This is a genomic window from Thermoanaerobacter ethanolicus JW 200, assembly GCF_003722315.1.
Lineage (GTDB): Bacteria > Bacillota > Thermoanaerobacteria > Thermoanaerobacterales > Thermoanaerobacteraceae > Thermoanaerobacter > Thermoanaerobacter ethanolicus.
In genome coordinates this window covers 431621-455000 of the sequence record NZ_CP033580.1, presented here as the reverse complement: position 1 = coordinate 455000, position 23380 = coordinate 431621, and the positions used below count along the sequence as shown (strand labels likewise).

Here is a 23380-nt window from a genome sequence, read left to right as displayed (position 1 = left end):
AAATTTATTCCCTCTTTTTTTGCTTTTTTCAATAAATATATGTACTTTCTCTTTAAACTCTCTAACCGATATATAGCATAATCTACTAAGTCAGGGTCTGTGACACTTTGAAAATAAATTTCTGCATCTTTCAATTCTTTTATCGTTTGTCTCACTTCATTTACCAATTGATAGTTCTCACTATTGTAGTCATATATATTTTTTGTTACCGCAATCCCTTTTAAATAATCGAAAAGCATTCCCATAATATACCTCCTCAACCGTATTATTTCCTAAAATACGGTTGAGTATACATCAAAGTACCACTTCTTTTAAAATTTCTAAAGACTCTCCGCTTACTTTATTATCTTTCACCGATTTTGCAATAATGTCTATCGCCTGCTTCGGTTCAAGTCCCTTTCTATAAGGCCTGTCTTCTGTCAATGCTTGATACATGTCACAAACCGCCACATGTCTATCATCTCTCCAATTTCGTCACCTTTTAATCCCTCAGGATACCCGCTTCCATCTAATTTCTCGTGATGATTTGCGGCCCATTCTGCTATATCATCTATTCCTCCTATTTCTTTGAGTATTTCTTTAGTATAATAGGTATGAGATTTTATAACCATAAACTCCTCTTCAGTAAGCTTGTCCGGTTTGTCAAGAATAGAATTAGGTATGGCTAGCTTTCCAAGGTCATGAAGCAATCCCGCAATTTTTATTTTTCGAGAAGTTTCTTCATCATATCCTATCACCTTAGCCATTTCATAAGCTAACTTTGAAATACCTTTAGAATGGTTATAGGTAAAACGGCTTCTATTATCGATAATCTGTGCAAAAACCTCTGCTATATCCTCTAATTCATTAATTCCTATTGAAACCGTGTCTTTAGGTTCAATCCTTTTTAATATACTTTTTATATCAAAAAATTTATAATCAAGCCAAAATTTTTCTTGTCTTGTAAGGTCAAGTAATGCATTTGCAACCACGGGATTAAACATCTTGCCAGTACCACTTTTTATACCTTCTTTGATATTATTCCGAATATTATACTCACTTTCTTTCCCAACCGATGAGGTGTACCGTATATCAAATTGATCAGATATAAAAACAATCTGAGCTCCTAAAGGAATAGAATCGCCATTTAGTTTAAAATGTCCGCTTCCATCGTAATTTTCATGATGATATCTTATAATATCCGAAAAATTTTCTCCAAAGGGCAACTTCTTTACAATTTCACTTCCTCTTTCACTGTGTTTCCACCATTCGTCTTTGTTAAAATCTTCGTATATATCTCCTTGTCCTATATCATGTAACAAAGCAGAATAATACACTTTTTTTGTTTCTTTTTCATCCAAATTCAGCATCTCAGAAATCCTTAGAGAAATATAAGCCACCCTTCTTGCATGTCCCATGTTCTTATACTCTTGCACGTCAAGGGCCAAAGATAAAGCAGACAGCAGATTATTATAATTCAAATTCACATTTTATTCCTCCTAACTGATATTTATTTTCTACTGACATATATTATACACCAATCAAATCAATTTTCCCATATAATTTCCGAGATAATATCCCAATACTCCTCCTATTAGTCCAAATATAATTGTTAAGGACATATATATAAATGCATGAAAATATTTTTTATTCTTGATTAAGTCTACTGTCTCATGGGAAAAAGTTGAGTATGTTGTAAAAGCACCTAGAAATCCCGTTGTCAGAAAAAGTTTAACATCATAGCTTAAATTTACATTTATTTTAGGACTTGATAAAAAGTTTAATAAAAACGCACCTAATACATTTATAATAAAAGTTTCGATAGGAATAACTATCTCTCGGTTTTCCTTTATATGCCGCGATATTTCATATCTCAATATTGCTCCCAAAATTCCTCCAATTCCTACATATAGTATACTTGTCACTGTTCTTCCTCCCGCTCCTTTAGTAAGTCAAAAGTTTTGTCAGCAAATTCAAATCCTAAATAAGACATCAAAAGGCCTCCAAATATTGATAAAATTATATAACTTAGAGCAATATAATCTTTCCCTGCTTTTAATAAATTTATTGTTTCCATACTAAAAGTAGAAAATGTTGTAAAAGCCCCAATAAATCCTGTTGTTATCGCCAATCTCAAATTAGTATTTACCTTGTACTCATCCATAGTAAAATTAGCAATAAAACTTAACAAAAACGAACCTAAAATATTTATCATAAAAGTTTCAAAGGGAAATGCAGTGTGATACATCTTTGTAAAGTAAATTGTTATTAAATATCTTAGTACTGCTCCAAAAAATCCTCCAATCCCTATATAGATGTATTCCATGAAAATCTCCCTTTCTGTTTACATTTTTGGGCAATAAAAAGCTCCTATTAGGCCTTATATCATCCTAATAGGAGCCATCAGCGTTTCCGCATTTATGGCGAGCTCCATCGCCTTCTGTTATTTACTACAAATTTATTATAATAAAGTACAAATGAAAATGCAATACCTTTTACAATTCTCTTCTACCTTCAAGAGCCCTTGAAAGAGTTACAACATCGGTGTATTCCAAGTCACCACCTACCGGCACCCCATGAGCAATCCTTGTGACTTTTATTCCTAACGGTTTTAATAGCTTAGCAATGTACATTGCTGTCGCTTCTCCTTCTATGTCAGGATTTGTAGCAAGTATGACTTCTTTTACATTTCCATTTTTTACTCTGTCTAAAAGTTCTTTAATTTTTATATCTTCAGGGCCAACGCCCTCTATAGGAGAAATAACACCATGAAGTACATGATACACTCCTTTATACTCTCGTATTTTCTCCATTGCAACAACATCCATAGGATGAGAAACAACACATATAAGAGAATGATCTCTTTCTTTATCACTACATATGTTACAAACCTCTGTGTCAGTTATGTTATAACAAATTCTACAATACTTTATCTTTTCTTTTGCATCAATAATCGCTTGAGACAAGCTTTTTACCTCTTCCAAAGGCATATTTATTATGAAAAAAGCAAGCCTTTGTGCTGTTTTAGGACCTATACCGGGCAACTTTGACAGTTCTTCTATAAGCTTCGCTATAGAAGTAGAATAATAGTTCATTTTTTCACCTCAAAACAGTCCAGGAATGTTTAGTCCTCCGGTTATCTTTGCCATTTCAGAAGCAATCATTTCTTCTGCATTCCTTAACGCTTGATTAACCGCAGCTAATACAAGGTCTTCTAACGTTTCTACATCATCTTTATCTACAACATCAGGATTTATTTCAATACTTACAAGTTCTTTTCTGCCATTAGCAACTGCTTTTACCATCCCACCACCGACAGTAGCTTCTACAGTCTTTTGCATTAGCTCTTCTTGCATTTTCTTTATTTCTTCTTGCATCTGTTGGGCTTGTTTAATCATGTTATTTATATTAAACCCGCCCGGAAATCCGCCTTTTGCCATAACACTATAACCTCCTAAATTTTATTCTAAAAATATTTATATGCTTTTTTGAATTATTTGTGAAAATTATATTATCTCTATATCTTCACCAAAAAACTCCTTAACTTGCTGTACAAGTAATTCCTCTTCATTTTTTCTTAATTCAAACTTCAAAGGAATTGCCTTCCCAACTAGTTCTTTTAATATTCCTTCAATAAAACTTTTGTTTTCCGCTTTGCTCAATTCCTCCTTTAATAAAGCATACTCTTCAGGATATTCTACCACAATTGTTCCTTTTTTTAAATAAGGAATCCCTTTTTCTATAAAGGCATACAAAGCTATTCTTTCTTTTTTTATCATTTCTTTTACTTCAGCCCACACCTTTTCTAGATCTATATCCTCTTGCTGTACTATTTGCGATGCCACGTTTTCTTCTTTTTCTTCTTCTGGCGAATTTATTTTTTTATTTTTCTCTTCTTTTTCTTCCCTCAGAAAAAATTGTCCTTTTTCTAATTTGTCTTCTATTTGTTCTACTCTTGCTAGCAAACTCATCATATCGTAAGAAATTTCCGGCTTTATCAACCTCAAAATAGTCACTTCTAAAAGGGTTAACGGAGATATAGCATATCTAACTTCTTTTTGTAGATTTGTAAATTTTTCTAAAGCGTTAGTCAAAAAAGCTGTACCAAAGTTTTGCACTCTTTCTTTTACAGTTTCTACATCGCTGTATAAAATTTCTTTTAATTCCTCTCCTCCTGTTTTGTAAAGCACCATATCTCTCAAAATATAAGTTAAGGACTTTAAAAAATTCCCCACGTCTATTCCATAAGACAAAATTTTATCTAATTGTTTCAATGAAGCTGCTACATCTTTAGCATTCATGTAATCTAAAAGAGAAAATAACATTTCATCATTAGCTACACCTAACATTTCGCATACATCTTCATAGGTTATAAGGCCTTCTTTATAAGAAGCACATTGTTCTAAAAGACTAATAGCATCTCTCATAGAACCATTGCCATAAAGTGCGATAGTTTTAAGACCCTTCTCTTCAATTTTTATGTTGCTGTCAATGCAAATTTTTTCAAGATTTTGCGCTATTAATCGAGTAGGTATTTTTTTAAAGTCAAACCTTTGACAGCGGGATAAAATAGTATCTGGCAATTTGTCCGGCTCTGTAGTCGCAAGAATAAAAATCACATGAGGAGGTGGCTCTTCCAATGTCTTTAAAAGAGCATTAAAAGCCCCTGTAGAAAGCATATGCACCTCATCAATTATATATACTTTGTACTTAGCTATGGATGGAGAGTAAATTACAGATTCTCTCAATTCTCTTACATCATTTACACTGTTATTAGACGCAGCATCAATCTCTAAAACATCCATCGTAGTGTTGTTATTTATAGCTTGACAAATCTCACAAGAATTACAAGGCTCTCCATCTTTATTATTTAAACAATTAACTGCTTTTGCAAAAATCTTAGCTACACTGGTTTTTCCTGTTCCTCTTGTACCTGTAAAGAGATAAGCATGTCCTATCTTTTTTAACTTTATTTGGTTTTTTAAAGTTCTTACAATATGTTCTTGCCCCACCACTTCTTTAAAACTTCTTGGCCTATACTTTCTATACAAAGACTGATACATGTTTAACACCTCGTTATTTTCAATTGTAACAAAAAAAAAGATATATTTCTACATCTAAAATTTTAAGAAACACTTTCAAATATCTGATTTTTTACTTCCTCTAGCTTTTGCCTCGCATTCATGTAAATTGAGATAAATACATCTACTATTTCAGGATGAAATTGAGTACCTTTATGTCTTAAAATTTCATTTACTGCTTCTTCAATAGTCATTCCTTTTCTATAAGCTCTATCAGAAGTCATTGCATCAAAGGCATCAGCCACACCAAGAATTGCTGCTTCTATAGGGATTTCTTCGCCTTTTAAACCATAAGGATAACCTTTCCCATCATATCGTTCATGGTGTTTGGAAATAGCTTCTAATATTTCTTTCGGCAGATCTATAGGCATTAAAATTTTTCTTGATATCTCTGGATGACTTTTTATAACGTTATACTCTTCTTCCGAGAGTTTGCCTTTCTTTAGAAGAATAGTATCAGATATACCTATCTTTCCTATATCATGTAATATCCCTGCAATCCTTAATTGTTCTATTTTTTCCCTTGAAAAGCCCATATATTCCCCTATTAAAACAGCATATTGAGATACTCTCATAGAATGTCCTTTCGTATATAAATCCTTTGCTTCCATTGCATAAGCTAAAGCTTCTATAGTCTTTATATAGACTTTTTTAATCTCGTCATACAGTTTGGAATTTTCAATTGCCACAGACACTGCGCTGGCAATAGATCTCAATAAACTCATATTTTTGACCGTATTTGCTGCAGTCCAAACTGTTAAAATTCCCTTAGTTTCATTTCTAAAAATTAAAGGCACTATCACAACTGAATAAACATCTTTAGCTGCAAAAATAGGTGTTATTTTTTCACTATGAGAAAACTCTTCTACATCTTTTATTTTTATTTCTTTTTGATTTACTAATTCATTTATGTCCTCTTCTGATAATTTAATTTCTTCATAGACAGGATAATCTTTTAATTCTCCCCCTTTTACAAGTAAAACAAACTTATGAAAATACGGATTATATTCTCTTATAGTGCACAAAGGTGAATTTAACAATTCAGCAACTTTTTCTACTATGTTATTCAATACCTCTTTTATGTCACTTCCCGATGTAAGTAGCCTTCCTACATCACTAATAGCCAATATTTCATTATTCTTTTCAGCTATCTGTTTTTTTACATAATACATTTCTGTAATATCTCGAGAAATGCCTTGAATGCCTACCACTTCTTCATCAATTTTTAGCCTTTTAACATGGGTTTCTGTTATAACCAATAAGCCTTCTTTGTTTTTAAAATTGATTTCTGAAAAATTAATTTTACCTTCCATCATGTTTTTCAAGATTTCTCTGCTGTCTTCATCTACAATTTCAAAAATGCTTTTTCCTATCAATTCGTGAGGAGTATAATTTAAATACCTTATAACTCGTGAATTGACAAATTCAATAATAAAATTTTTATCAGTCACCCACAAAATATCCCGAATATTTTCTACTAACAATCGATACTTTCTTTCAGAAATTTCTAATTCATGAGTCAAAGTCTCTAACTGCTCGTAGGAAGCTTCTAATTCCGCGTTAAACTCCTGTAATTCTTCATTTTGTTGTATTAAACTTTCCGTCTGTTCTTTTAATTTTTTATAACTTTGAGATAAGTCTCTAGCCATGGAATTAAAATTCTCTGAAAGTTCCCTAAACTCTTTTGAATCAGTAATATTTAACTGATAATCAAAATCCCCGCGAGAAATCCTTTTAACAGCTTCGTTTAATTTTTTAATAGGTTCAGACAATTTTTTAGATAAAAAACTCGATAACCCCAGCGAAATTAATAAAATTATTCCCCCTATAAAAACTCTATTTTCAAACCCTAACAAAAAATGAGCTAATGACAACGAGTAAACAATTACAGAAATTCCAAATAAAGTAAAAAATATCCGTGTATTATAATATCTTTTAAACATACTATCCTCCATCTCTTTTCTTTTGTAAGAATAAGTTCCCTATATTTATTTCGGCTAAAAGCCTTCACATTTTAAGTAAGAGTTATAAAAAATAATAAGAAATATTTTCCAGTAAAAGAACAAAAATAAAAGGCCGTACACCCAGCTTCGACCTGCCACCATAAGCGTTACATAAGCAGTTAGCTCCACTCAAGCTCCCCTGCGGCACACGGAAGTGTTTGCTTACCGCTGCTTCCTTCCGGACCTGACGGGGTTCGCAAATTTCCGTTGCGCAGGACTCAAGTATCAACGCCACTTACTTATGCCAGACCTTACAATGGTCAGGCCTCAGCCTGGGAATTCGACCCTGCTATAGCGGGTTGCAGGTTACAGGGCACCGCTACCTCCCCATCTAGTACGGCCAAGAATTACCTTTTTCATGGCGGAGAGAGAGGGATTCGAACCCTCGGTACCCCTTTTAAAGGGTACACACGATTTCCAGTCGTGCACCTTCGTCCACTCGGTCATCTCTCCACGTTTTACTGGACTTCAACCCATGTAATTACTCCACCTTTTTATTCAATTTTCATGGCGGAGAGAGTGAGATTCGAACTCACGAGGCGAAAAATTCGCCCACTCGCTTTCGAGGCGAGCGCTTTCGACCACTCAGCCATCTCTCCGCACTTATCCCCTTAAATTTTCAAAGAAATCTTTTAAAAGAGTTTTGCATTCCTCTTCCATTATTCCAAAATACACTTCTGTTTTACTTCCTAAATAGCTGTTATTTAAAATATCAACTACTGTACCTGCAGCACCTGTTCTTTCACTTTCCGCTCCTATATATACCCTCTTTATGCGGGATTCTAAAATAGCTCCAGCGCACATAGGGCAAGGCTCTAAAGTCACATACATGCTACAGTCATCAAGTCTCCAACTGCCAAGAGTTTTACAAGCTTCTTTTATCGCTAATATTTCCGCATGAGTTGTTGCATCATTTGATGATTCTTTTTGATTGAATCCTTTCCCAATTATTTGTCCATCTTTTACAATAACAGCTCCAACAGGTACTTCTCCAAGTTGGTAACTTTTCTTCGCCTCTAAAATAGCAGCTTCCATGAATCTATTAATCATACAGTCCACCGTAAATATGCATGCCCACAAAATAAACCTGTGGCTTTTTATTTGTACTCTGCATAAAGGTATTTTATCAGAGAATTATTTAAGTGTCAAGTATACTCCTACTTGAATTTATTTAGATCACAAACAATACAATATAATACACTATCAAAAGTATTGCACCTAGAGGAACAGCAGTTCGTGCCCATTCTGTACTTTTTATTTTTAATTTTCCCGCTGAAATGATGTTTGGAATATTACCTGGAATTAACATCCCTCCACTAATAAGCATTCCCATTAAAATAGCTCTTATCTGTTCCGGCGTCATTGATGGAGAAATTTCTGCTGCTGCTAGCGTAGCATTATCAACAATTGCGGAAATTGTATTTACCCAGTATAAAAGCTCACTTTTCATTTTAACAATATATAAATCAATTATAGGCTTAAAACCTGTTCCAAGTAGCTCTAATGCAAAAATAAAGACGAATACTTTAAAAGCTCTAATGAATACTTCTTTTATATTCTCATCTGCCTCAACATCTTCTGTAGGCTCACCTATCCCACTTTCTCTTTTTGCAAAAAATGTTCCTATTAATCCAAGAGCTAAAATTGCAATTATTATATCAATACCTATTAATCGTGCAAGATAAAAGAAGTCGGCATGTAACTTGGATACAACAATAGTAGCCAGTGGCTCCCCTACAGGCGTTAAAACAGCACCAAGGCCTATGGAGAAACAAGCAATGACAATTAAATTTATTTTGTTTTTTCTAGTAAGAGGCAAGTAGTTTACGACTTCAACCAAAACCAAAGAGGCAATTATTGCTGTAATAATGCTTGACATAAGCCCAAGTACCACGATTATAATGAATGCAAAAAGCCTCAAAGATATTTTATCTGCAACTTTTTCAACACCTATTTTCAATTTTTCTTTTAACAATGTAAAAATTAACCCTGCAATCAAAACTGCTAAAGTAATATAGTAAATGAGTGGATTTTTGAAAATATGGAAAAACAATTCTGCACTAAATTGTTTTGACACAATTACAGATATAATTCCCATTGTAAATAAAAAATATTCCAAATTGTGTTCTACTTGTTTTACCACAAATGGCAATAACAGAATAAGCACCAAAATTACAACTAATGCTGTTACCATATATTATACCTCCTACTTTTGCATATGTTTATCAATATAATCACAATGAGTAATTTTTATCCTAATATTTTCTTGGTTTTCCCAGTATTATACCCTATATCATCTCCCAAAGATTCATCCGGCAGAAGCTTAAATTTTTGCTTTATATGCTCTACCTCTTCCTTTGCACTCATCGATTTTACTGTCTTTACTTTGTATATATAATGTCTTGACATCTTTAATGAGTTAGTTGGACAAACATCTACGCAAAATCCACAAAAACTACACCTTCCATAATCAACAACTGGTTTTTTAATAGCTCTGCCTTGCTCATTTTCGCCAATAACTTTCATTTCTATAGCATCGAAAGGACATATTCTCTGGCACATTCCACATCCAATACATTTGTTTAAATCATTGGTATGAAGCCCTCTATAAATAGGCGATACGCCATCTTTTGGAAACACTTTCAAAATTTCTTTGGGATATTTTACTGTCATAGGTTTTTTAAATAAATTTTTAAGATTAGTAAGCGGGGAATATACACTCTTATCTCCCAGTGACATATCATTACTTCCCTCCTATTTATCTATATCAGGCGGACAAATTGCAAGTGATGCCATCCACGCAGCTACATCATCTATTTTCATTTTGGGAAGATGTTTTTGCGCAAGCAGTAATCCTGCAGGAAGAGAAGGACCTCTAACCGCAACTCTGTATGGCTTCATTCCGCCGTCTGACACTACATAATATCCAAACTCTCCCTTTGACGATTCAACTTTTGCATATGCTTCTCCTTTTGGCACTTTAAGTGCCGAAAGATTTCCAAGATTTAGTCTAATCTCTCCTTCTGGCATAGTCTTAAGTGCCCGCCTTATAAGATTAATCGTTTCTTCAAACTCCAATCTTATTTGAATAGCCCTAGTTAATGCATCTCCACCTTCTTGTGTTATTACTCTAACGTCAAGGTAGGGGTAAGCTGCATATGGATCATCAACTCTTACATCATAGGGGTTACCTGATGCTCTAAGATTCGGGCCAGTAAGCCCATATTTTACTGCATCTTCTTTAGAGACATAACCTAATCCTTTTAATCTTTTGTGGATTATAGGATTTTCAAACAGTAATTTATCATATTCAATTAGCCTTTTTTCTAAATGGTCCAATACTTTATATAGTCTTTCTACAAAACCATCAGGCAAATCATTTCTAACGCCTCCTGGTATGCTAAACATGTGGTATACTCTTGCTCCTGTTAACCATTCGAATAAATCAAGTATTAAGTCCCTATCGGCGGTCATAATGTTCATAGCCGTATATAGACCTACAGCTGCAGCAAGGGCACCCATTCCCATTAAGAAAGAAGACAGCCTGCTCATTTCAAGAGTGATTGTTCTTAAAAATTTTGCTCTATCTGGGATGTCAACCCTTAGTATCTTTTCAATGGCTGTACAATAGGCTACTTCATTGGGATCTGGATCAGCAACACATATTCTAGGAACAAGTGCTATATTTTGAACCCACAGCTTCTGTTCCATTAATTTTTCAAATCCTCTATGCAAATGTCCTGCATTGGGTCTAACTTTAACTATTTCTGTCCCTATCATTTCAAGTACATAGCCAAAATTACCATGCATTCCTGGATGATTAGGACCAAAAAAAAGCTCGTATACAGTTAAATTGTCTTTTTCAGCTATTTTGCTCAACATATATGATGGTGAATCCATCATATATCACCTCCTTATCTCGGCACCAAACAATCTTACAGAAAACTCTTTTGTATCAAAATCTTTTCTAAGCGGCGGTATATCTACCCAATTTTCCAAGAACAAAGGAGATAAATCTTTGTTTCCCTCAAAAATTATCCCAAAAAACTCGTGTATTTCTTGCTCATAAAACTGCGCTTGTTCCCAAAGATTTACTATCGTTGGTATAACAGGATTATTTCTGCTTATTCTTACTTTGTTTAAAACATGAATTTTATGGGTGTAAGACCAAACATGATAAACAAGTTCAAATTCACCTTCATCTATAAAATCAACTGCATTTATAAATGATAGATGATCAAAACCTATTGACCTTAAAAATACCAAATGGTTTAAGAGGTTATCTTTTTTAATATTTACACTTATTTGATTTGGATAAAGGTCTAAAACCTCTACTCCTTTTTGATTTAAAAGTTCTATTATGCTTTCCTTATCAAGTTTCATAATTCCCCTCCTTTTCTTGATAAATTGACTCTGTTTCGCTGCTTCCTAATATTGGGGCTGTTTTCCTTAAAACTCTATCCTGGTTCTTTTTATAGTATTCATAGTTTTCTTTGTATTTTTTGTACGCTCCTCCCTCGCCAGACTGTATCATCTCCATTAGCGTTTGCAATGCATCTATAACTGCTTCTGGCCTAGGCATACAGCCCGATACAGTAATATCAACAGGAATATATTCCGCAAGATTTGTTATGGTGTTATAAGAATCCCAGTAAATTCCTCCATTTACTGTACACGAACCAAATGCTAAAACCCATTTGGGTTCTGGCATTTGTTCATAAATCTTTATAATCCTCTTTAATGTCTTCAACGAAACATATCCTGTTACTAAAAGGACATCTGCCTGTCTTGGCGTCGCCATTGGCACTATGCCAAATCTTTCAATATCCCACCTGGATGTCATTGAAGGCGGCAGTTCCACTGCTCCGCAACCTGTACAGTAATGAAGCATCCATATAGATCTTTTTCTAAAAAAATCTATCAAATTATCAATATAGCTTCTTTTATCATTAGCCTTTAAATCTTCCATTCAAATTGCCCCCTTCTATTATCTTACAATAATATTATCGCAAGCTGGACAACTGCAATGCTCATGGGAACAGTCCAGAGAAATTTAACTGCCTGCTCTATTCTAAATCTCGGGAATACGGCCTCAATAAGTACAGTAATTAAATATATTTCAAATTGTTTTAATACAAAAGTAAATACATTTGAAGCACCGCCCATAAATAAATTTACCATTATCCCCGTTTCAACAAAAATTGAAACTGCATGTGTCAAAAATGCAAGTCCCAGGTACTTACCACCAAGCTCCACCATAGGTCCTGAAGCTATCTCAGCAGGTGCTACCATTGCATCAAATGGTTTTTCTCCCATTATCGCTTGTAATGCAATTTCAGCTGCTAAAAATCCAAGCGGAAATTTAACCATATTCCAATTCAATAATCCACCTGCCTGACTTTGCGCAATAAGCTCAAGAGAAGAAGTCCCATTAAAAATTATTAATCCTAACATTACTGTAAAAAACGGAATTTCATATCCCAGCATCATTGTAAGTGCACGAGATACACCAATTGTTGCATTGGGATTTCCACTAGCAGAAGCTGCCATCGCCATTCCAAGATGTCCAATGGCCATAAGGTAAATTATTAGAATTAGATTAGAACTACTCTTTATAGCCATATGTCCAGCTACTGGAACAAATAGCATAGTTGACAGTAGTCCCGCAAGCGACATTATCATACCAAGGTCCATCACAAAATTGTGTGTTATGGACTTTCTGGCAAAGAGTTTTCCTACATCTAAAAATGCCTGATAAAATGGTGGGCCTAATCTCAACTGAATTCTTGCAATAATCTTCCTTCCTATTCCCATAAATAAAAGTCCAATAAATATTGCAAACAAACTGTAACCAAAAACTCTTATAGCTGCTATCATAAAATCCAACCTCCTAATATCAATAAGAGAACACCAATGCTAAAAAGCAACACTGCTCCTTCTCCTCTTTTATACAACCCTTGAATGGTTGGGCTTATATATTCAAAATTTTTACCTATACTTGAAAAAAATCTATCTATTGAAATTCTTTCAAAAAGCGGGTCAAACATCTCCTTAAATGGTTGGTAAAATGAATAAGAATAGTTAAACTTGTCTGCATCAACTCCCCATTCTATTGGGTTCTCTCCTGCTGTGTAATTATCATGCTGTGGTACAGTTTCGGATTTGTTTCCAAACAAATACATCAAAGCTGCAACTACAATACCCATAGCAAACATGTAAAATACTATTTTTAAATCTATCGTCGCATTTTTAAAAGACGAACTAAGAGTAGTCCAAGTAGCGATATCAACTTTATACCCTAATGCATCCAGTGCAATAGTTAATGGTTTCATCACAACCCCTGGTACCACACCAATTAGAAGCATCAAGCCCATCATTATAATCATGGGTATTGACATTGTATATGGTACCTCTTTTACATCCTTATATCTTTCGGGAAGTTGTCCTAAAAATATAGAAACAAGTGCCCTAAATAAATACATAAACGCTCCGGTTGATGCAAATACCATGGATATTACAAGAACAACCATCTTCTTCTCCATAAGCGCTTGTATTATCATCCACTTTGAGCCAAAGCCATTAAGCGGTGGTATTCCTGCTGCTGCTATTATTCCAAAAAGAAATGTCAAAAAAGTAATAGGCATTTTATATACAAGTCCACCTAATTTGTGCATCTCACTCTCACCCGTCCTATACACTACAGCAGCAAGAGATAAAAATATCGCAGCTTTTAAAACAATATGATTAACAACATGGAAAAGCGAACCTTCAAAACCTACTATACTCATAGATGCGAAACCTAAAAGTATATATCCCATGTTTGCCACAGAGGAATACGCAAATAATTTTTTCATATCAGTCTGAAACATAGCAAGTAAAGTCCCTACAACAGCACTAAGCGCTCCAAGATAACCAATAAAATATTGCATCCAATTACCTGCATTAAATATCTTAGGAAGTTGTAAATTCCCAATTACAGGAACTATGAATATTGCCATAGGATAAATGCCATATTTTATCATTACTGAAGACATAAACGCAATGTAATCTTCAGGACCTACAGCATATACTTTTGAAGGCCACATGTAAAATGGAAATATTGCCGATTTTATGAAGAATGCCATAATAAACAAAAGTAATATTGTTGTAAAAACACCTTCTGCCAAATTAAACAGCTGGATCAATCTATAAGCAGAAGTAATAATAATAAAAGTTTTAGTATATGCACCAAGCAGTAATATTGCAATTAACATGGAAGACCCACCAAGAAGAGAAAGAGCCAAGTAATATTTTGCACCATCTAATGCTTTAGTATTTCCATTGGTTATTGCGAAAAAAGATGTCCATCCCATTAGTTCCCACATCATAAAAAATGTTATCCAATCTGCTGCATAGAATATTCCAAGATTAGCAAATATAATTAGCATCCATATAGGAGCTACATTTCCTTTAGAGTTTGTATTAAATCCTATAGAAAATATAGCAATTACTAAGGTAACAACAGCCGAGAAAAAGGCAAAATACCATCCTAAAGGATTATTTGAAAGTCCTAAACTTAGTTTTGCACCAAATATTTGGTAATCAGTGTTTAATATATAAGTTAAATCCCACTTTCCATACAATGAGTAAAGTTTATATAATATATAGCCATTAGAAATCAGAAAAAGAAACCATACGAGCCGCTTGTTTTTTATAAAAATAGCCGATATAACTGCTGTTATAAGAGGAACCAGTAAAATTTCTACCATAGTCTCACCCTCACTTTAAAGGCAAAATTACTTGTATATATTTTTCTGGTGTATTCTGTATTTCATTTATCATCGTCCATATTATATTTTCAATTGAATTTGGATATATCCCTATAATCAAAATAACCGCCGCTAAAATTATTGGTAGCACGCAATTAATCCTTGATAATTTAGTGTCTTGAATATTTCCATCACTAAAAAATGTATGAGATATTCTAAGATAATAAACACCTTCAATTACAGAGGAAATCAGTATTATTATTACACCTGTAATGGCAATTTTGTCCATTAAAAGTGCATTTCCAACTATGGAAAGTTTACCCCAAAATCCTGCGAAAAAAGGCATTCCCATAAGACTTAAAGCTGATATTGTAAAAGCTATCGCGAGTCCAGGATATTTTCTCCCTAATCCTTTCATCGCGTTGTAATTTCTGCTTCCTGCAACAACAGAATAATTTTTTGCAACAATAAACATTATAAGTTTCGCAAAATAGTTTGATATAACTATATAAAATGCTCCTTTTAGTGCTTCATAATTGCCTAAACTTATTCCAAACAGGAATATACCAAGTTGTGCCATAGAGGAAAACGCCAAAACTTTAATTAAATTTTTTTCTGTCAAAGCTCCAATTTCGCCAATCATTACTGTTATAAAAGCTAACAATATTAAAATATTTGCTATGTTGCTACTTTGATCTGACATTACACCATTTTTTGAAAATACCATAAGAAGTATTCTTATTGCCCCATATACACCGGCAGTGCTAACCATCCCATGAAGAAAAAGATTTACTGCTGGAATAGAAGCATCATAAGCCTTTACAACCCAAAGGTTAAAAGGAAAAATCTTCAGTTCAACCAACATACTAGAAATAAAAAGTATTAAAATTAAAGATAATGATGCCTTGTTTAAATTAGAAATTTTGCTGGCTATGTCTGCAAAATTAAGGGTCCCCAAAGTCTTGTATATGAGGCCTATTGCTGCTAAGCTAAAAATAGATGCAGTTGATGATAATATTAAATATTTTAGTGATGCACCTGTAGCTAATCTATCTCTTTTGTACGCCACAAGTCCTCCAATTGCAAAGGTAGTAAGCTCTGTAAAAAGATAAAAGTTAAATATATCACCTGTCAAAACCATACCATTAGTCGCAGCAAGTAGTATAAAATAGAAAGCATAGAATTGGTACTCCATATGTTCCTTTATTGTTGTCAGTGAAAGAACTGCTGCTACATTAATAAGTAGTAAAAAGAAAATTGTGATATCAGTAACAACAAAGTTTATTCCATATGGAGCCCTCCAACCTCCAATTGCAACATTAAAGGGTATTTTCCCACTTACAAGGACAACTACAGAAAAAGATAAGTTAAAAATTGTAACTATATATGCAATTAATTTATTCACCTTGCCTAAAAATAAAGATAAAAACGCCGCAATAATTGGTATTACAACTAGAAAAACTATGCTATTCATATACCTCTTCCCTCTTCCTCTTCAGATGCATTTATTAAAATAGAATTATGAGTAATTTTGTATCGTATTGCCAATGCTAAAGCAAATGCAGTTGTTCCCAAGCCTATAACTATTGATGTAAGAACAAGCGCCTGTGGAACTGGATCTACCATTTTATTTAGGTTAAGTATACTCTCCTGTGAAGTTAAAATAGGTGTTATTCCATGATCAATGTATCCAAAGGAAACCAAAAGTAAGTTGATACCTGTTTCTATAATATTTAGCGCTATAATTATTTTTAGTAAATTTTTTCTCGTCAAAACTCCATATAGACCTATAAACATAAGAGAAAGGGAGGACAGTATAAAAACTTGCGTCATAACATCACTCCTCATAAAATTCAAAATAGATATTTGAAAGCTCAGCAGCAACTTTAAAGGCTATTAAACCATAAAATATAGGTATCAAGCCACCTGAAAATAGATCTCCTATCTTGTCATTTAATATAAAATTCTGAAAGAAGCTACCAGTTAGAAAATAGCTTATGATTCCGATGGAAAATATTGATATACCTGTTATTGCCTCTATTATTTTAAGGGATTTTTGACTTATTGTTCTCCTTCCAGTCAAAACACCCGTCAAAATAGCCGTCGATATAATAGCACCTGCCGGGAAACCCCCTCCAGGAGATAAGTGTCCATTAATAAATGTGTATCCCCCTATCATAAGCATAAGCAGCATCAGAATTGGCGCCCACCTGTTAAGTATAGTGGTAGGTTTAATTATCTTTCTCTTGTCTTTAGGAATAACAAAGCCAAAACCTAATATTGTAATAAATAAAACTATTACCTCAAGAGTTGTATCAAATAATCTATAATCAACAACAACCGAAGTTACAATATTAGCAGCTGTATCTTCAGCTGTACCTCCCCATTGATATGTGCTATTATCATCTAACACGTTCTTGTTTAGATATTTATCGGCCACCCTCATGGTAGGAGTTATATTATCCGTTATTTTTATTCCTGCTCCTGTATCAATAGCTACAATATATATATAAATTCCTATCACAAAGAGAATTAAAAAAGCAATAATATTTACTAATACAGATGTTTCATCTTTCATCTTTTTCCTCCTCCACTTTTTTGTATGTGAAAATAAATAAAGCAGTAGTTATGCCCGAGCCTATAGCCGCTTCCGTTATAGCAACATCTGGCGCCTGCATAAGTAAAAACATTATAGAAGAAGAAAGGGATACTATTGCAAATATAACAATAGCTTTAAATAAATCTTCAGTTACAATTGTCCACATAGCACCAAATATCATAATAACCGCAATAATTACTGATAAAAACATATTACTCACCTTCTTTTGAAAAAGCATTTTCTTTTAATATAAGTTTTGCTTTATTTCTCTTTATCGCTGCCTTACATATTGCATGTGAAGCAATCGGCGAAGTAAAAAGAAAAAACAATGCCATAAGAATTAACTTGGGGGCCCACAATGGTTTAAGAAAAGCAAAACCAATAAATAGTCCAACAATCCCCATAGTTGATGCTTTAGTCCCCGCTTGAGATTGATTTAATACATCCGGCATCCTATATATTCCGAGACCTGCTAGCGCTAAAAAAACAGCTCCAATAAGCAAGAAAAAGTATCCAATATACTGCATACTAAATTCCTCCTTCTAAATAACGAGCTATTGCTACAACCCCAATAAAAGACAAAATACCATATACCAGCGCCACATCTAAAAATAACCCGTTATCGCTTATAAAAGCAAAAATCACTATTAGTCCCGAAGAAATAGTTGTCATAATGTCAATAGCAACCACTTTGCTTTCAATTGAACTGCTCCTTACCAACCTTATAAAGCTTAATAAAAGACCGAAAATCACTAATCCTAAAATAACATTTATTATCATTCAAAAGCCTCCCTTAAAATCTTTTCAAAGGGTCCTTTTAAATCTTCAACGTTTTCTACTTTATCACCCTCAACCACATGAATGTATAATGTATCCCCATCAAGTTCTACAGATATTGTTCCTGGAGTTAAAGTTATAGAATTTGCAAGTAATGTTCTTGCTATTGGAGACTTAAGGCTTGTTGTAACCTTGAAAATCTTAGGCGAAATAGGTAAAGAAGGAGTCAAAACTATTCTTGCCATATTCAAATTAGCTTTGACAAGTTCTTTTAAAAACACGACGAAATATTTAATCAAACAAAAAAAAGTTTTTAATTTAAATTTTTTTTGCTCTTTATCATATACATTAGCAATTACTGCAATCAAAAATGATAAAATAATTCCAAAAATAGTTTTTTGGGCTGATAGTGGCGCATTCAATGCAGTCCATACCAAAAACATCGCTACCCAAATAAATAACAAATTGCTCAATTAGTCACACCTCCATTTTCATTAGTATCACGTATAAAGCTCCGCTGTATCGTCGTTTATTACCGCCTTACTCTAGGGAGGTATATATTATTTCCACTTGAAATTATATCACACAAAACATTCATAGTAAACATTCTCAACAAAATTTTTTTAATTTTGTTCAACTTTTATAATAGTTGTAGCAAAATTATTATTTAATACAAAAATAGATTGTCACAGATTCCTTACTTCCTTGATAAAAATAAAAGGATATCGTTACAACATAAGTCTTTGCTATCTTTTTTTTAAATTTTGGATTAATCTTTATATGTTTACTCTTTCAAAAGATATGTATAATTTCTCTGCAGATACTCATATATCTTATGTGCTATTATTTTATGGCCTTTTTCATTAGGATGAATACCATCTGCACAAATAAATTGCCTAAAATCTGGGTAATTCAAAAAAGCGCTCCTTATATCAATAAGCCTTGTTTTTGTTTCTTCAGCTATACTCAATATAGCTGAGTTATACTTTTCCTGCCACCAATATATTTTAGTCACACTGCCTAACCACTTTAAAATGTTTTTGCCCATCTCTTCACTGTTTTTACTTATCCATTTAAAATATCTGTCAGCATCCAAAGGAGGTAATGTCATTAACACAGGAATTATGTTTGCATCATCTAAGGATTTTATCAATTCTTTAAGCTTTTCTTTAAAAATATAAAAATCTGTTTTGGGTCTATGCTCATCATAAGGATTCTTTGCAATTTCTTCCCAGTCGAAATCACAGTCATTTCCTCCAAATTCTATTACAACTATATCAGGTTTATCTTTTGACAAGTACCTCTTCAAAGTGTCAATACCTTTTAAAAGAGTGTTCCCAAACTTAGCAATATTTTTTACTGTTCCTTTTATGTTATTCTTTAGTAAATTTACATAATTTACATCTGATATAACATATTTATTTTTTTCTTCGCTGTATACTACACCCCTTGAAATAGAGTCCCCTGCTATAACAATGTCATAATAATTCTGCAATGTCACACTGGCCATTTTTACCACCCCACCATAAAATTTTTATTTGCCAAAACATCAACTGACATCAACCATTTTGTAACAAAAGTTAACTTTTTAGCAATTTCCATTATCATTATACCACTAATAACCACTTACACCAATGGAGGAAATTTGGCACTTTTGTACAAAATAATGTCGCTTAAGTCCAAATAATCGGAATTTCTAACACCAGGTGAAATAGTTAAGAAAATTAGAAAAATGCTAAAAATGAAGCAAAGAGAATTACAGGTTTGTATAGATACCTAAATATAAAAAGAAAATATTGGATGTTAATATTGCAAAAGTGCCTACTTACTTGCTTCGTAAAAAGGTGAAAAATATGAATAAAAATAGAAATACTGGTTTTTTATATCATTGCAGATAATTTCGGATATAGGAAATTGGTAGATAGAATTGCTGTTTTAATGTTAGTATACAATATTAATAAGTCACCTGTAGACATGTCATTTCTATCTATTATGATGTTATGCCTTCAATAATATTTGGAGCTTTTGCTGGGAATGCATGAAAAATATAAAAATCAAAAAAGGTATCGGCGCAATTCCGATACCTTCAATCTCTCAAAATGGTGCGCCCGGAGGGAGTCGAACCCCCAGCCTTTTGATCCGTAGTCAAACGCTCTATCCAATTGAGCTACGGGCGCTTAAGCTATAATATATAATAACACATTTTAATTTCAATTGCAATTGTAACTTTGCTTTATTTCCCTTATATTATTTTTTCACACTTTTATTTAATTCATCTAATATCTTCCTTAATTCCTCCATATATTTTCCAAAATCAGACCAATTTCCTTTCTGAACTGCTTCCATAGCGTTTTGATATGTTTCATGAGCCTTCTCTATAAGCTGCTTTTGTGTATCATTTGCTGTATTTGAAGGTACATTTTGCTGAGATATTTGCTGAGTATTCAGGTTAAACAATTTATTTAAAGCATTTTTTAAAGTATCTTCCATTACAATCTGGTCTTTATAAGCTACAATAACTCTCTTTACTTCTGGCAATGCATTCTGATTTTGCGACTGTATATACAAAGGCTCTACATAAAGCATAGAATCATCAATCGGAATCGAAAGGAGATTTCCTCTGCTGACTGTTGAGCCCTGTTGGTTCCACAAACTTAATTCTTTAGAAATATTAGGGTCTTGATCAATCATGTTTTCTATTTGCAAAGGTCCATAAATAATGGTATTTTTGGGAAATTTATATACAATAAGTTTGCCATAATTTTCTCCGTCCATTCTCGCTGCCATCCAAGCCACCATGTTAGCTTTTGTAGCAGGAGTATAAGGTATCATTAAAATGTATTCTTCTTTAGTTTCTCCTGGCAGTTTCATTATCATATATTGAGATTCTTGGTACTCTATTTTATCTTCAAATTTTTCTTTTGCAATATCCCATGCGTCTTCTTTATTGTAAAACACTTGTGGGTCAGTCATGTGATAATTTTTATAAACCTCTGCTTGAATGTCAAATAGAAATTGAGGATACCTTATATGCTGTCTCAAACCAGGAGGCATTTCTTTTATATCTCTAAATAATGTAGGGAAGATTTTGCTATATACTTTTATTAAAGGATCATTATTGTCTGAAATATAGTACTTAACATCTCCATTATAAGCATCTACTACTACTTTCACAGAATTTCTTATATAATTGATTCCCATACTCCCATAAGGCTGAGAATATGGATAATTGGCAGAATAAGTGTAAGCGTCTATTATCCAATATAATTTACCATTATCTATTACAATGTAAGGGTCATCGTCATAGAGCAAAAAAGGAGCTATTTTAGAAACCCTTTGCTCTATATTGCGATATATGAGTATCTTACTGTCTTTTGTTATATCAGTAGACAATAAAATTCTTGCATCCCCTGTATATATGCTAAAAAGTATCCTGTTTATAAATGTCATAGGTATACCTGTAGTTCCTTTATAATTTGTCTGGACATTTTTGTCTCCAGAAGGATAATCAAATTCTCCAGTTTTTGTATTTACAATAGCATAATCGTTAGTAAGTTCTCCAAAGTAAATTTCAGGCCTATCAATTTTTATATCAGTATTAGTAGAAGGTGGTATGTTTTTTATTATCATAGCCGGTTGGCCTGTTGGTGTAACATCATTGACTAGAGACATTACTACACCGTAGCCATGGGTATATTTTAAATGCAAATTTATCCATGTTTTTGCTTGAGGAGATAAACTCTCATGGTCCATCTCTCTTGCTGCTAAAAATACTTGCCTGTACTTTCCACTTATTGTATACCTATCCATGTCAATGTCATTAAACTTGTAATAAAGCCTTATCGCTTGTAATTGATTATACGCCTGTTTAACTGGTCTATAGTCGTTAATCATTATATTATCAATAGTAGCCTTATTTTCTTCCAAAACTTTAGGAGTTAACTCTTTTTTCATATCATAATTTTTTTCTGTTACTCTATCTAACCCAAAAGCCTTTTTTGTGTATTCTATGTTATAGCTTATATATTTTTTTTCTTTGTCTAACTCATTAGGAGAAACAATTAAATTCTGAACGGCTGTTTCAGTGATCACCATTATGGCTGCTAAAATTATTATAATAGCCGGAGCAGCAACTATATATTTTATATTTTTCTTATAAAATCCTATCAAAAGTAAAATAGCTGCTACAAAAGAAATTATTGCAAGTGCCCTGTAAAACTGCAGTGAAACGTGAATATCAGTATAAGTCGCTCCAAAAACTATACCTTTGGTAGAATACAAAAGTTTAAAAGCTTTTAAATAATACCCTATGCCCATGAGTACAAAAAAGATAAATCCTAAGAGGACAACTTCTTTAAATGCTTTTATTAAAATGTCTTTGTTATAAATGGCTTTAAATAAATTTCCGTCTCTGTCTGAAATCTCATAAAACCTTGTTTTATCAGACAAGTACATTAGTCCATACGCGATTATTACGACAACTATCATCACAGGTATAAACACAATTAAAAGATTATAAATATCATAAAAAAGCGGTAACTTAAACATATAGAAGCTAATGTCTTTATGAAATATGGGGTCAGTTTCATTAAAATCTACAGAATTTACAAAAAACAATAAATCATTCCACCAATTTGTCGCTGCATATAGCGTTATAAATAGTGCAATTAATAGAGAAATAGCAATACCTAATCTTCTATATATGTTAATATTCTTTTTAACGATTATATCCTGTGCAAAGTTAACATAATCTCTTATTATCTTGTTTGTATAAAAATACAACACCATAAATACAAGAATGAAAATCGGCACACCCATTGTAAGCTGAGTCAAAAATTTTTTAAAAAATACATTAAGATAATGCAAATCAGAAAACCATTGAAAATCCACGAGGATGTTTATAAAATTTACAATAATTCCCAAAATCACAAAAATTAAAATGATAAAAGAAATTAAAAAAATATTAGGTCTTTTCAAACTCAGCACCCCTTTTTCATAGCTTTTCTTTTTATTAATTATATCATAATCTTGATATGTAGTCTTTAAATAGAGAAAGAAGGAGAATAAACTTAATAAATATTGATTCTAGTGTAGAAACTCAATTTTAGAATCTGCTTTTCTGTACTTTGACAAATTTATTTAGGTAAATTGTGGTAATTTGCACCTATGATAACAAAAATCCAGTTTAAAGTC

24 protein-coding genes, 3 tRNA genes, 1 other RNA gene, 1 pseudogene and 1 riboswitch (1 of these 30 only partly in view) are annotated in these 23380 nt (G+C 32.9%); all 29 genes and pseudogenes read right to left on the bottom strand.

Translation table 11 applies throughout. The features are described 5' to 3' along the window. Positions 1–245 carry the 5' portion of a DUF2508 family protein gene (locus EB239_RS02300; protein ID WP_003869942.1) on the bottom strand. It extends 28 nt beyond the left edge of the window, so 245 of the gene's 273 nt are visible here — the first part of the coding sequence; it begins with the start codon at positions 243–245; its stop codon lies beyond the left edge, outside the window. 49 nt (positions 246–294) lie between these two features. Further along, positions 295–1466 (bottom strand): annotated as a pseudogene (locus EB239_RS02295) (HD-GYP domain-containing protein). A gap of 54 nt (positions 1467–1520) precedes the next feature. Next, positions 1521–1904 carry a fluoride efflux transporter CrcB gene (gene crcB / locus EB239_RS02290; RefSeq protein WP_003869945.1) on the bottom strand — a complete coding sequence of 128 codons (384 nt, stop codon included), beginning with the start codon at positions 1902–1904 and terminating at the stop codon, positions 1521–1523. Beyond that, complete coding sequence (crcB, locus tag EB239_RS02285; RefSeq protein WP_003869946.1) at positions 1901–2305, bottom strand: fluoride efflux transporter CrcB; 405 nt, start codon at positions 2303–2305, stop codon at positions 1901–1903. The genes crcB (EB239_RS02290) and crcB (EB239_RS02285) overlap by 4 nt, the downstream gene beginning before the upstream one ends. Before the next feature lie 61 nt (positions 2306–2366). Beyond that, positions 2367–2426: riboswitch (Fluoride riboswitch) on the bottom strand. A gap of 48 nt (positions 2427–2474) precedes the next feature. Next, a complete protein-coding gene (recR, locus tag EB239_RS02280; protein WP_003869947.1) occupies positions 2475–3074 on the bottom strand; it encodes a recombination mediator RecR in 600 nt (199 codons plus the stop codon). Positions 3075–3083: 9 nt separating this feature from the next. Next, entirely contained in the window at positions 3084–3419 is a 336-nt protein-coding gene (locus EB239_RS02275; RefSeq protein ID WP_003869948.1) for a YbaB/EbfC family nucleoid-associated protein, read from the bottom strand. 66 nt (positions 3420–3485) lie between these two features. Beyond that, positions 3486–5042 (bottom strand): DNA polymerase III subunit gamma/tau, encoded by a 1557-nt coding sequence (dnaX, locus tag EB239_RS02270; protein ID WP_003869949.1) that lies wholly within the window; start codon positions 5040–5042, stop codon positions 3486–3488. Between the two features lie 62 nt (positions 5043–5104). Beyond that, positions 5105–7003 carry an HD domain-containing phosphohydrolase gene (locus EB239_RS02265; protein WP_003869950.1) on the bottom strand — a complete coding sequence of 633 codons (1899 nt, stop codon included), beginning with the start codon at positions 7001–7003 and terminating at the stop codon, positions 5105–5107. Between the two features lie 133 nt (positions 7004–7136). Beyond that, an RNA gene (gene ffs / locus EB239_RS02260) (signal recognition particle sRNA large type) lies at positions 7137–7403 on the bottom strand. 19 nt (positions 7404–7422) lie between these two features. After that, positions 7423–7516 (bottom strand) — tRNA-Ser (locus EB239_RS02255). A gap of 55 nt (positions 7517–7571) precedes the next feature. Beyond that, a tRNA-Ser gene (locus tag EB239_RS02250) sits at positions 7572–7662 on the bottom strand. Between the two features lie 4 nt (positions 7663–7666). Next, positions 7667–8113, bottom strand: coding sequence for a tRNA adenosine(34) deaminase TadA (gene tadA / locus EB239_RS02245; RefSeq protein ID WP_003869951.1), 447 nt, complete (start codon positions 8111–8113; stop codon positions 7667–7669). Positions 8114–8234: 121 nt separating this feature from the next. Next, positions 8235–9257, bottom strand: a complete 1023-nt coding sequence (locus tag EB239_RS02240; protein WP_003869952.1) for a DUF1646 domain-containing protein — start codon at positions 9255–9257, stop codon at positions 8235–8237. A 56-nt stretch (positions 9258–9313) separates the two neighbouring features. Further along, positions 9314–9802 (bottom strand): 4Fe-4S binding protein, encoded by a 489-nt coding sequence (locus EB239_RS02235; RefSeq protein WP_003869953.1) that lies wholly within the window; start codon positions 9800–9802, stop codon positions 9314–9316. Between the two features lie 15 nt (positions 9803–9817). Then, positions 9818–10966, bottom strand: coding sequence for an NADH-quinone oxidoreductase subunit D (locus EB239_RS02230; protein WP_003869954.1), 1149 nt, complete (start codon positions 10964–10966; stop codon positions 9818–9820). Between the two features lie 3 nt (positions 10967–10969). After that, positions 10970–11446 (bottom strand): NADH-quinone oxidoreductase subunit C, encoded by a 477-nt coding sequence (locus tag EB239_RS02225; protein WP_003869955.1) that lies wholly within the window; start codon positions 11444–11446, stop codon positions 10970–10972. Beyond that, on the bottom strand, positions 11436–12032 hold the full coding sequence (locus tag EB239_RS02220; RefSeq protein ID WP_003869956.1) for a NuoB/complex I 20 kDa subunit family protein: 597 nt from the start codon (positions 12030–12032) through the stop codon (positions 11436–11438). Before EB239_RS02220 ends, EB239_RS02225 begins: the two co-directional genes overlap by 11 nt. Positions 12033–12055: 23 nt before the next feature. Then, positions 12056–12940, bottom strand: a complete 885-nt coding sequence (locus EB239_RS02215; protein ID WP_003869957.1) for a respiratory chain complex I subunit 1 family protein — start codon at positions 12938–12940, stop codon at positions 12056–12058. Continuing rightward, positions 12937–14811 carry an NADH-quinone oxidoreductase subunit M gene (locus EB239_RS02210; RefSeq protein ID WP_003869958.1) on the bottom strand — a complete coding sequence of 625 codons (1875 nt, stop codon included), beginning with the start codon at positions 14809–14811 and terminating at the stop codon, positions 12937–12939. The genes EB239_RS02215 and EB239_RS02210 overlap by 4 nt, the downstream gene beginning before the upstream one ends. 10 nt (positions 14812–14821) lie before the next feature. Next, positions 14822–16285 carry a complex I subunit 5 family protein gene (locus EB239_RS02205; RefSeq protein WP_003869959.1) on the bottom strand — a complete coding sequence of 488 codons (1464 nt, stop codon included), beginning with the start codon at positions 16283–16285 and terminating at the stop codon, positions 14822–14824. Then, entirely contained in the window at positions 16282–16644 is a 363-nt protein-coding gene (locus EB239_RS02200; RefSeq protein WP_003869960.1) for a sodium:proton antiporter, read from the bottom strand. Before EB239_RS02200 ends, EB239_RS02205 begins: the two co-directional genes overlap by 4 nt. Before the next feature lie 4 nt (positions 16645–16648). Continuing rightward, complete coding sequence (locus tag EB239_RS02195) at positions 16649–17389, bottom strand: MnhB domain-containing protein (RefSeq protein WP_003869961.1); 741 nt, start codon at positions 17387–17389, stop codon at positions 16649–16651. Continuing rightward, positions 17379–17621 (bottom strand): Na(+)/H(+) antiporter subunit B, encoded by a 243-nt coding sequence (locus EB239_RS02190; protein WP_003869962.1) that lies wholly within the window; start codon positions 17619–17621, stop codon positions 17379–17381. Before EB239_RS02190 ends, EB239_RS02195 begins: the two co-directional genes overlap by 11 nt. Before the next feature lies 1 nt (position 17622). Beyond that, on the bottom strand, positions 17623–17937 hold the full coding sequence (gene mnhG / locus EB239_RS02185) for a monovalent cation/H(+) antiporter subunit G (RefSeq protein ID WP_003869963.1): 315 nt from the start codon (positions 17935–17937) through the stop codon (positions 17623–17625). 1 nt (position 17938) lies between these two features. Further along, entirely contained in the window at positions 17939–18190 is a 252-nt protein-coding gene (locus tag EB239_RS02180) for a monovalent cation/H+ antiporter complex subunit F (protein WP_003869964.1), read from the bottom strand. Next, complete coding sequence (locus EB239_RS02175; RefSeq protein ID WP_003869965.1) at positions 18187–18660, bottom strand: Na+/H+ antiporter subunit E; 474 nt, start codon at positions 18658–18660, stop codon at positions 18187–18189. The genes EB239_RS02180 and EB239_RS02175 overlap by 4 nt, the downstream gene beginning before the upstream one ends. A gap of 311 nt (positions 18661–18971) precedes the next feature. After that, positions 18972–19697, bottom strand: coding sequence for an SGNH/GDSL hydrolase family protein (locus EB239_RS02170; RefSeq protein ID WP_003869966.1), 726 nt, complete (start codon positions 19695–19697; stop codon positions 18972–18974). A gap of 590 nt (positions 19698–20287) precedes the next feature. Continuing rightward, positions 20288–20364, bottom strand: a tRNA-Arg gene (locus EB239_RS02160). A gap of 70 nt (positions 20365–20434) precedes the next feature. Beyond that, positions 20435–23164: a UPF0182 family membrane protein gene (locus EB239_RS02155; RefSeq protein ID WP_003869967.1), complete on the bottom strand. Its 2730-nt coding sequence runs from the start codon at positions 23162–23164 to the stop codon at positions 20435–20437. Positions 23165–23380: the final 216 nt, after the last annotated feature.

Coding starts and splice junctions, on each gene's coding strand:
- crcB (WP_003869946.1), bottom strand. CDS start 2,305: ATGGAATACATCTATATAGGGATTGGAGGATTTTTTGGAGCAGTACTA.
- recR (WP_003869947.1), bottom strand. CDS start 3,074: ATGAACTATTATTCTACTTCTATAGCGAAGCTTATAGAAGAACTGTCA.
- EB239_RS02275 (WP_003869948.1), bottom strand. CDS start 3,419: ATGGCAAAAGGCGGATTTCCGGGCGGGTTTAATATAAATAACATGATT.
- dnaX (WP_003869949.1), bottom strand. CDS start 5,042: ATGTATCAGTCTTTGTATAGAAAGTATAGGCCAAGAAGTTTTAAAGAA.
- EB239_RS02265 (WP_003869950.1), bottom strand. CDS start 7,003: ATGTTTAAAAGATATTATAATACACGGATATTTTTTACTTTATTTGGA.
- tadA (WP_003869951.1), bottom strand. CDS start 8,113: ATGATTAATAGATTCATGGAAGCTGCTATTTTAGAGGCGAAGAAAAGT.
- EB239_RS02240 (WP_003869952.1), bottom strand. CDS start 9,257: ATGGTAACAGCATTAGTTGTAATTTTGGTGCTTATTCTGTTATTGCCA.
- EB239_RS02235 (WP_003869953.1), bottom strand. CDS start 9,802: ATGTCACTGGGAGATAAGAGTGTATATTCCCCGCTTACTAATCTTAAA.
- EB239_RS02230 (WP_003869954.1), bottom strand. CDS start 10,966: ATGATGGATTCACCATCATATATGTTGAGCAAAATAGCTGAAAAAGAC.
- EB239_RS02225 (WP_003869955.1), bottom strand. CDS start 11,446: ATGAAACTTGATAAGGAAAGCATAATAGAACTTTTAAATCAAAAAGGA.
- EB239_RS02220 (WP_003869956.1), bottom strand. CDS start 12,032: ATGGAAGATTTAAAGGCTAATGATAAAAGAAGCTATATTGATAATTTG.
- EB239_RS02215 (WP_003869957.1), bottom strand. CDS start 12,940: ATGATAGCAGCTATAAGAGTTTTTGGTTACAGTTTGTTTGCAATATTT.
- EB239_RS02210 (WP_003869958.1), bottom strand. CDS start 14,811: ATGGTAGAAATTTTACTGGTTCCTCTTATAACAGCAGTTATATCGGCT.
- EB239_RS02205 (WP_003869959.1), bottom strand. CDS start 16,285: ATGAATAGCATAGTTTTTCTAGTTGTAATACCAATTATTGCGGCGTTT.
- EB239_RS02200 (WP_003869960.1), bottom strand. CDS start 16,644: ATGACGCAAGTTTTTATACTGTCCTCCCTTTCTCTTATGTTTATAGGT.
- EB239_RS02195 (WP_003869961.1), bottom strand. CDS start 17,389: ATGAAAGATGAAACATCTGTATTAGTAAATATTATTGCTTTTTTAATT.
- EB239_RS02190 (WP_003869962.1), bottom strand. CDS start 17,621: ATGTTTTTATCAGTAATTATTGCGGTTATTATGATATTTGGTGCTATG.
- mnhG (WP_003869963.1), bottom strand. CDS start 17,937: ATGCAGTATATTGGATACTTTTTCTTGCTTATTGGAGCTGTTTTTTTA.
- EB239_RS02180 (WP_003869964.1), bottom strand. CDS start 18,190: ATGATAATAAATGTTATTTTAGGATTAGTGATTTTCGGTCTTTTATTA.
- EB239_RS02170 (WP_003869966.1), bottom strand. CDS start 19,697: ATGGCCAGTGTGACATTGCAGAATTATTATGACATTGTTATAGCAGGG.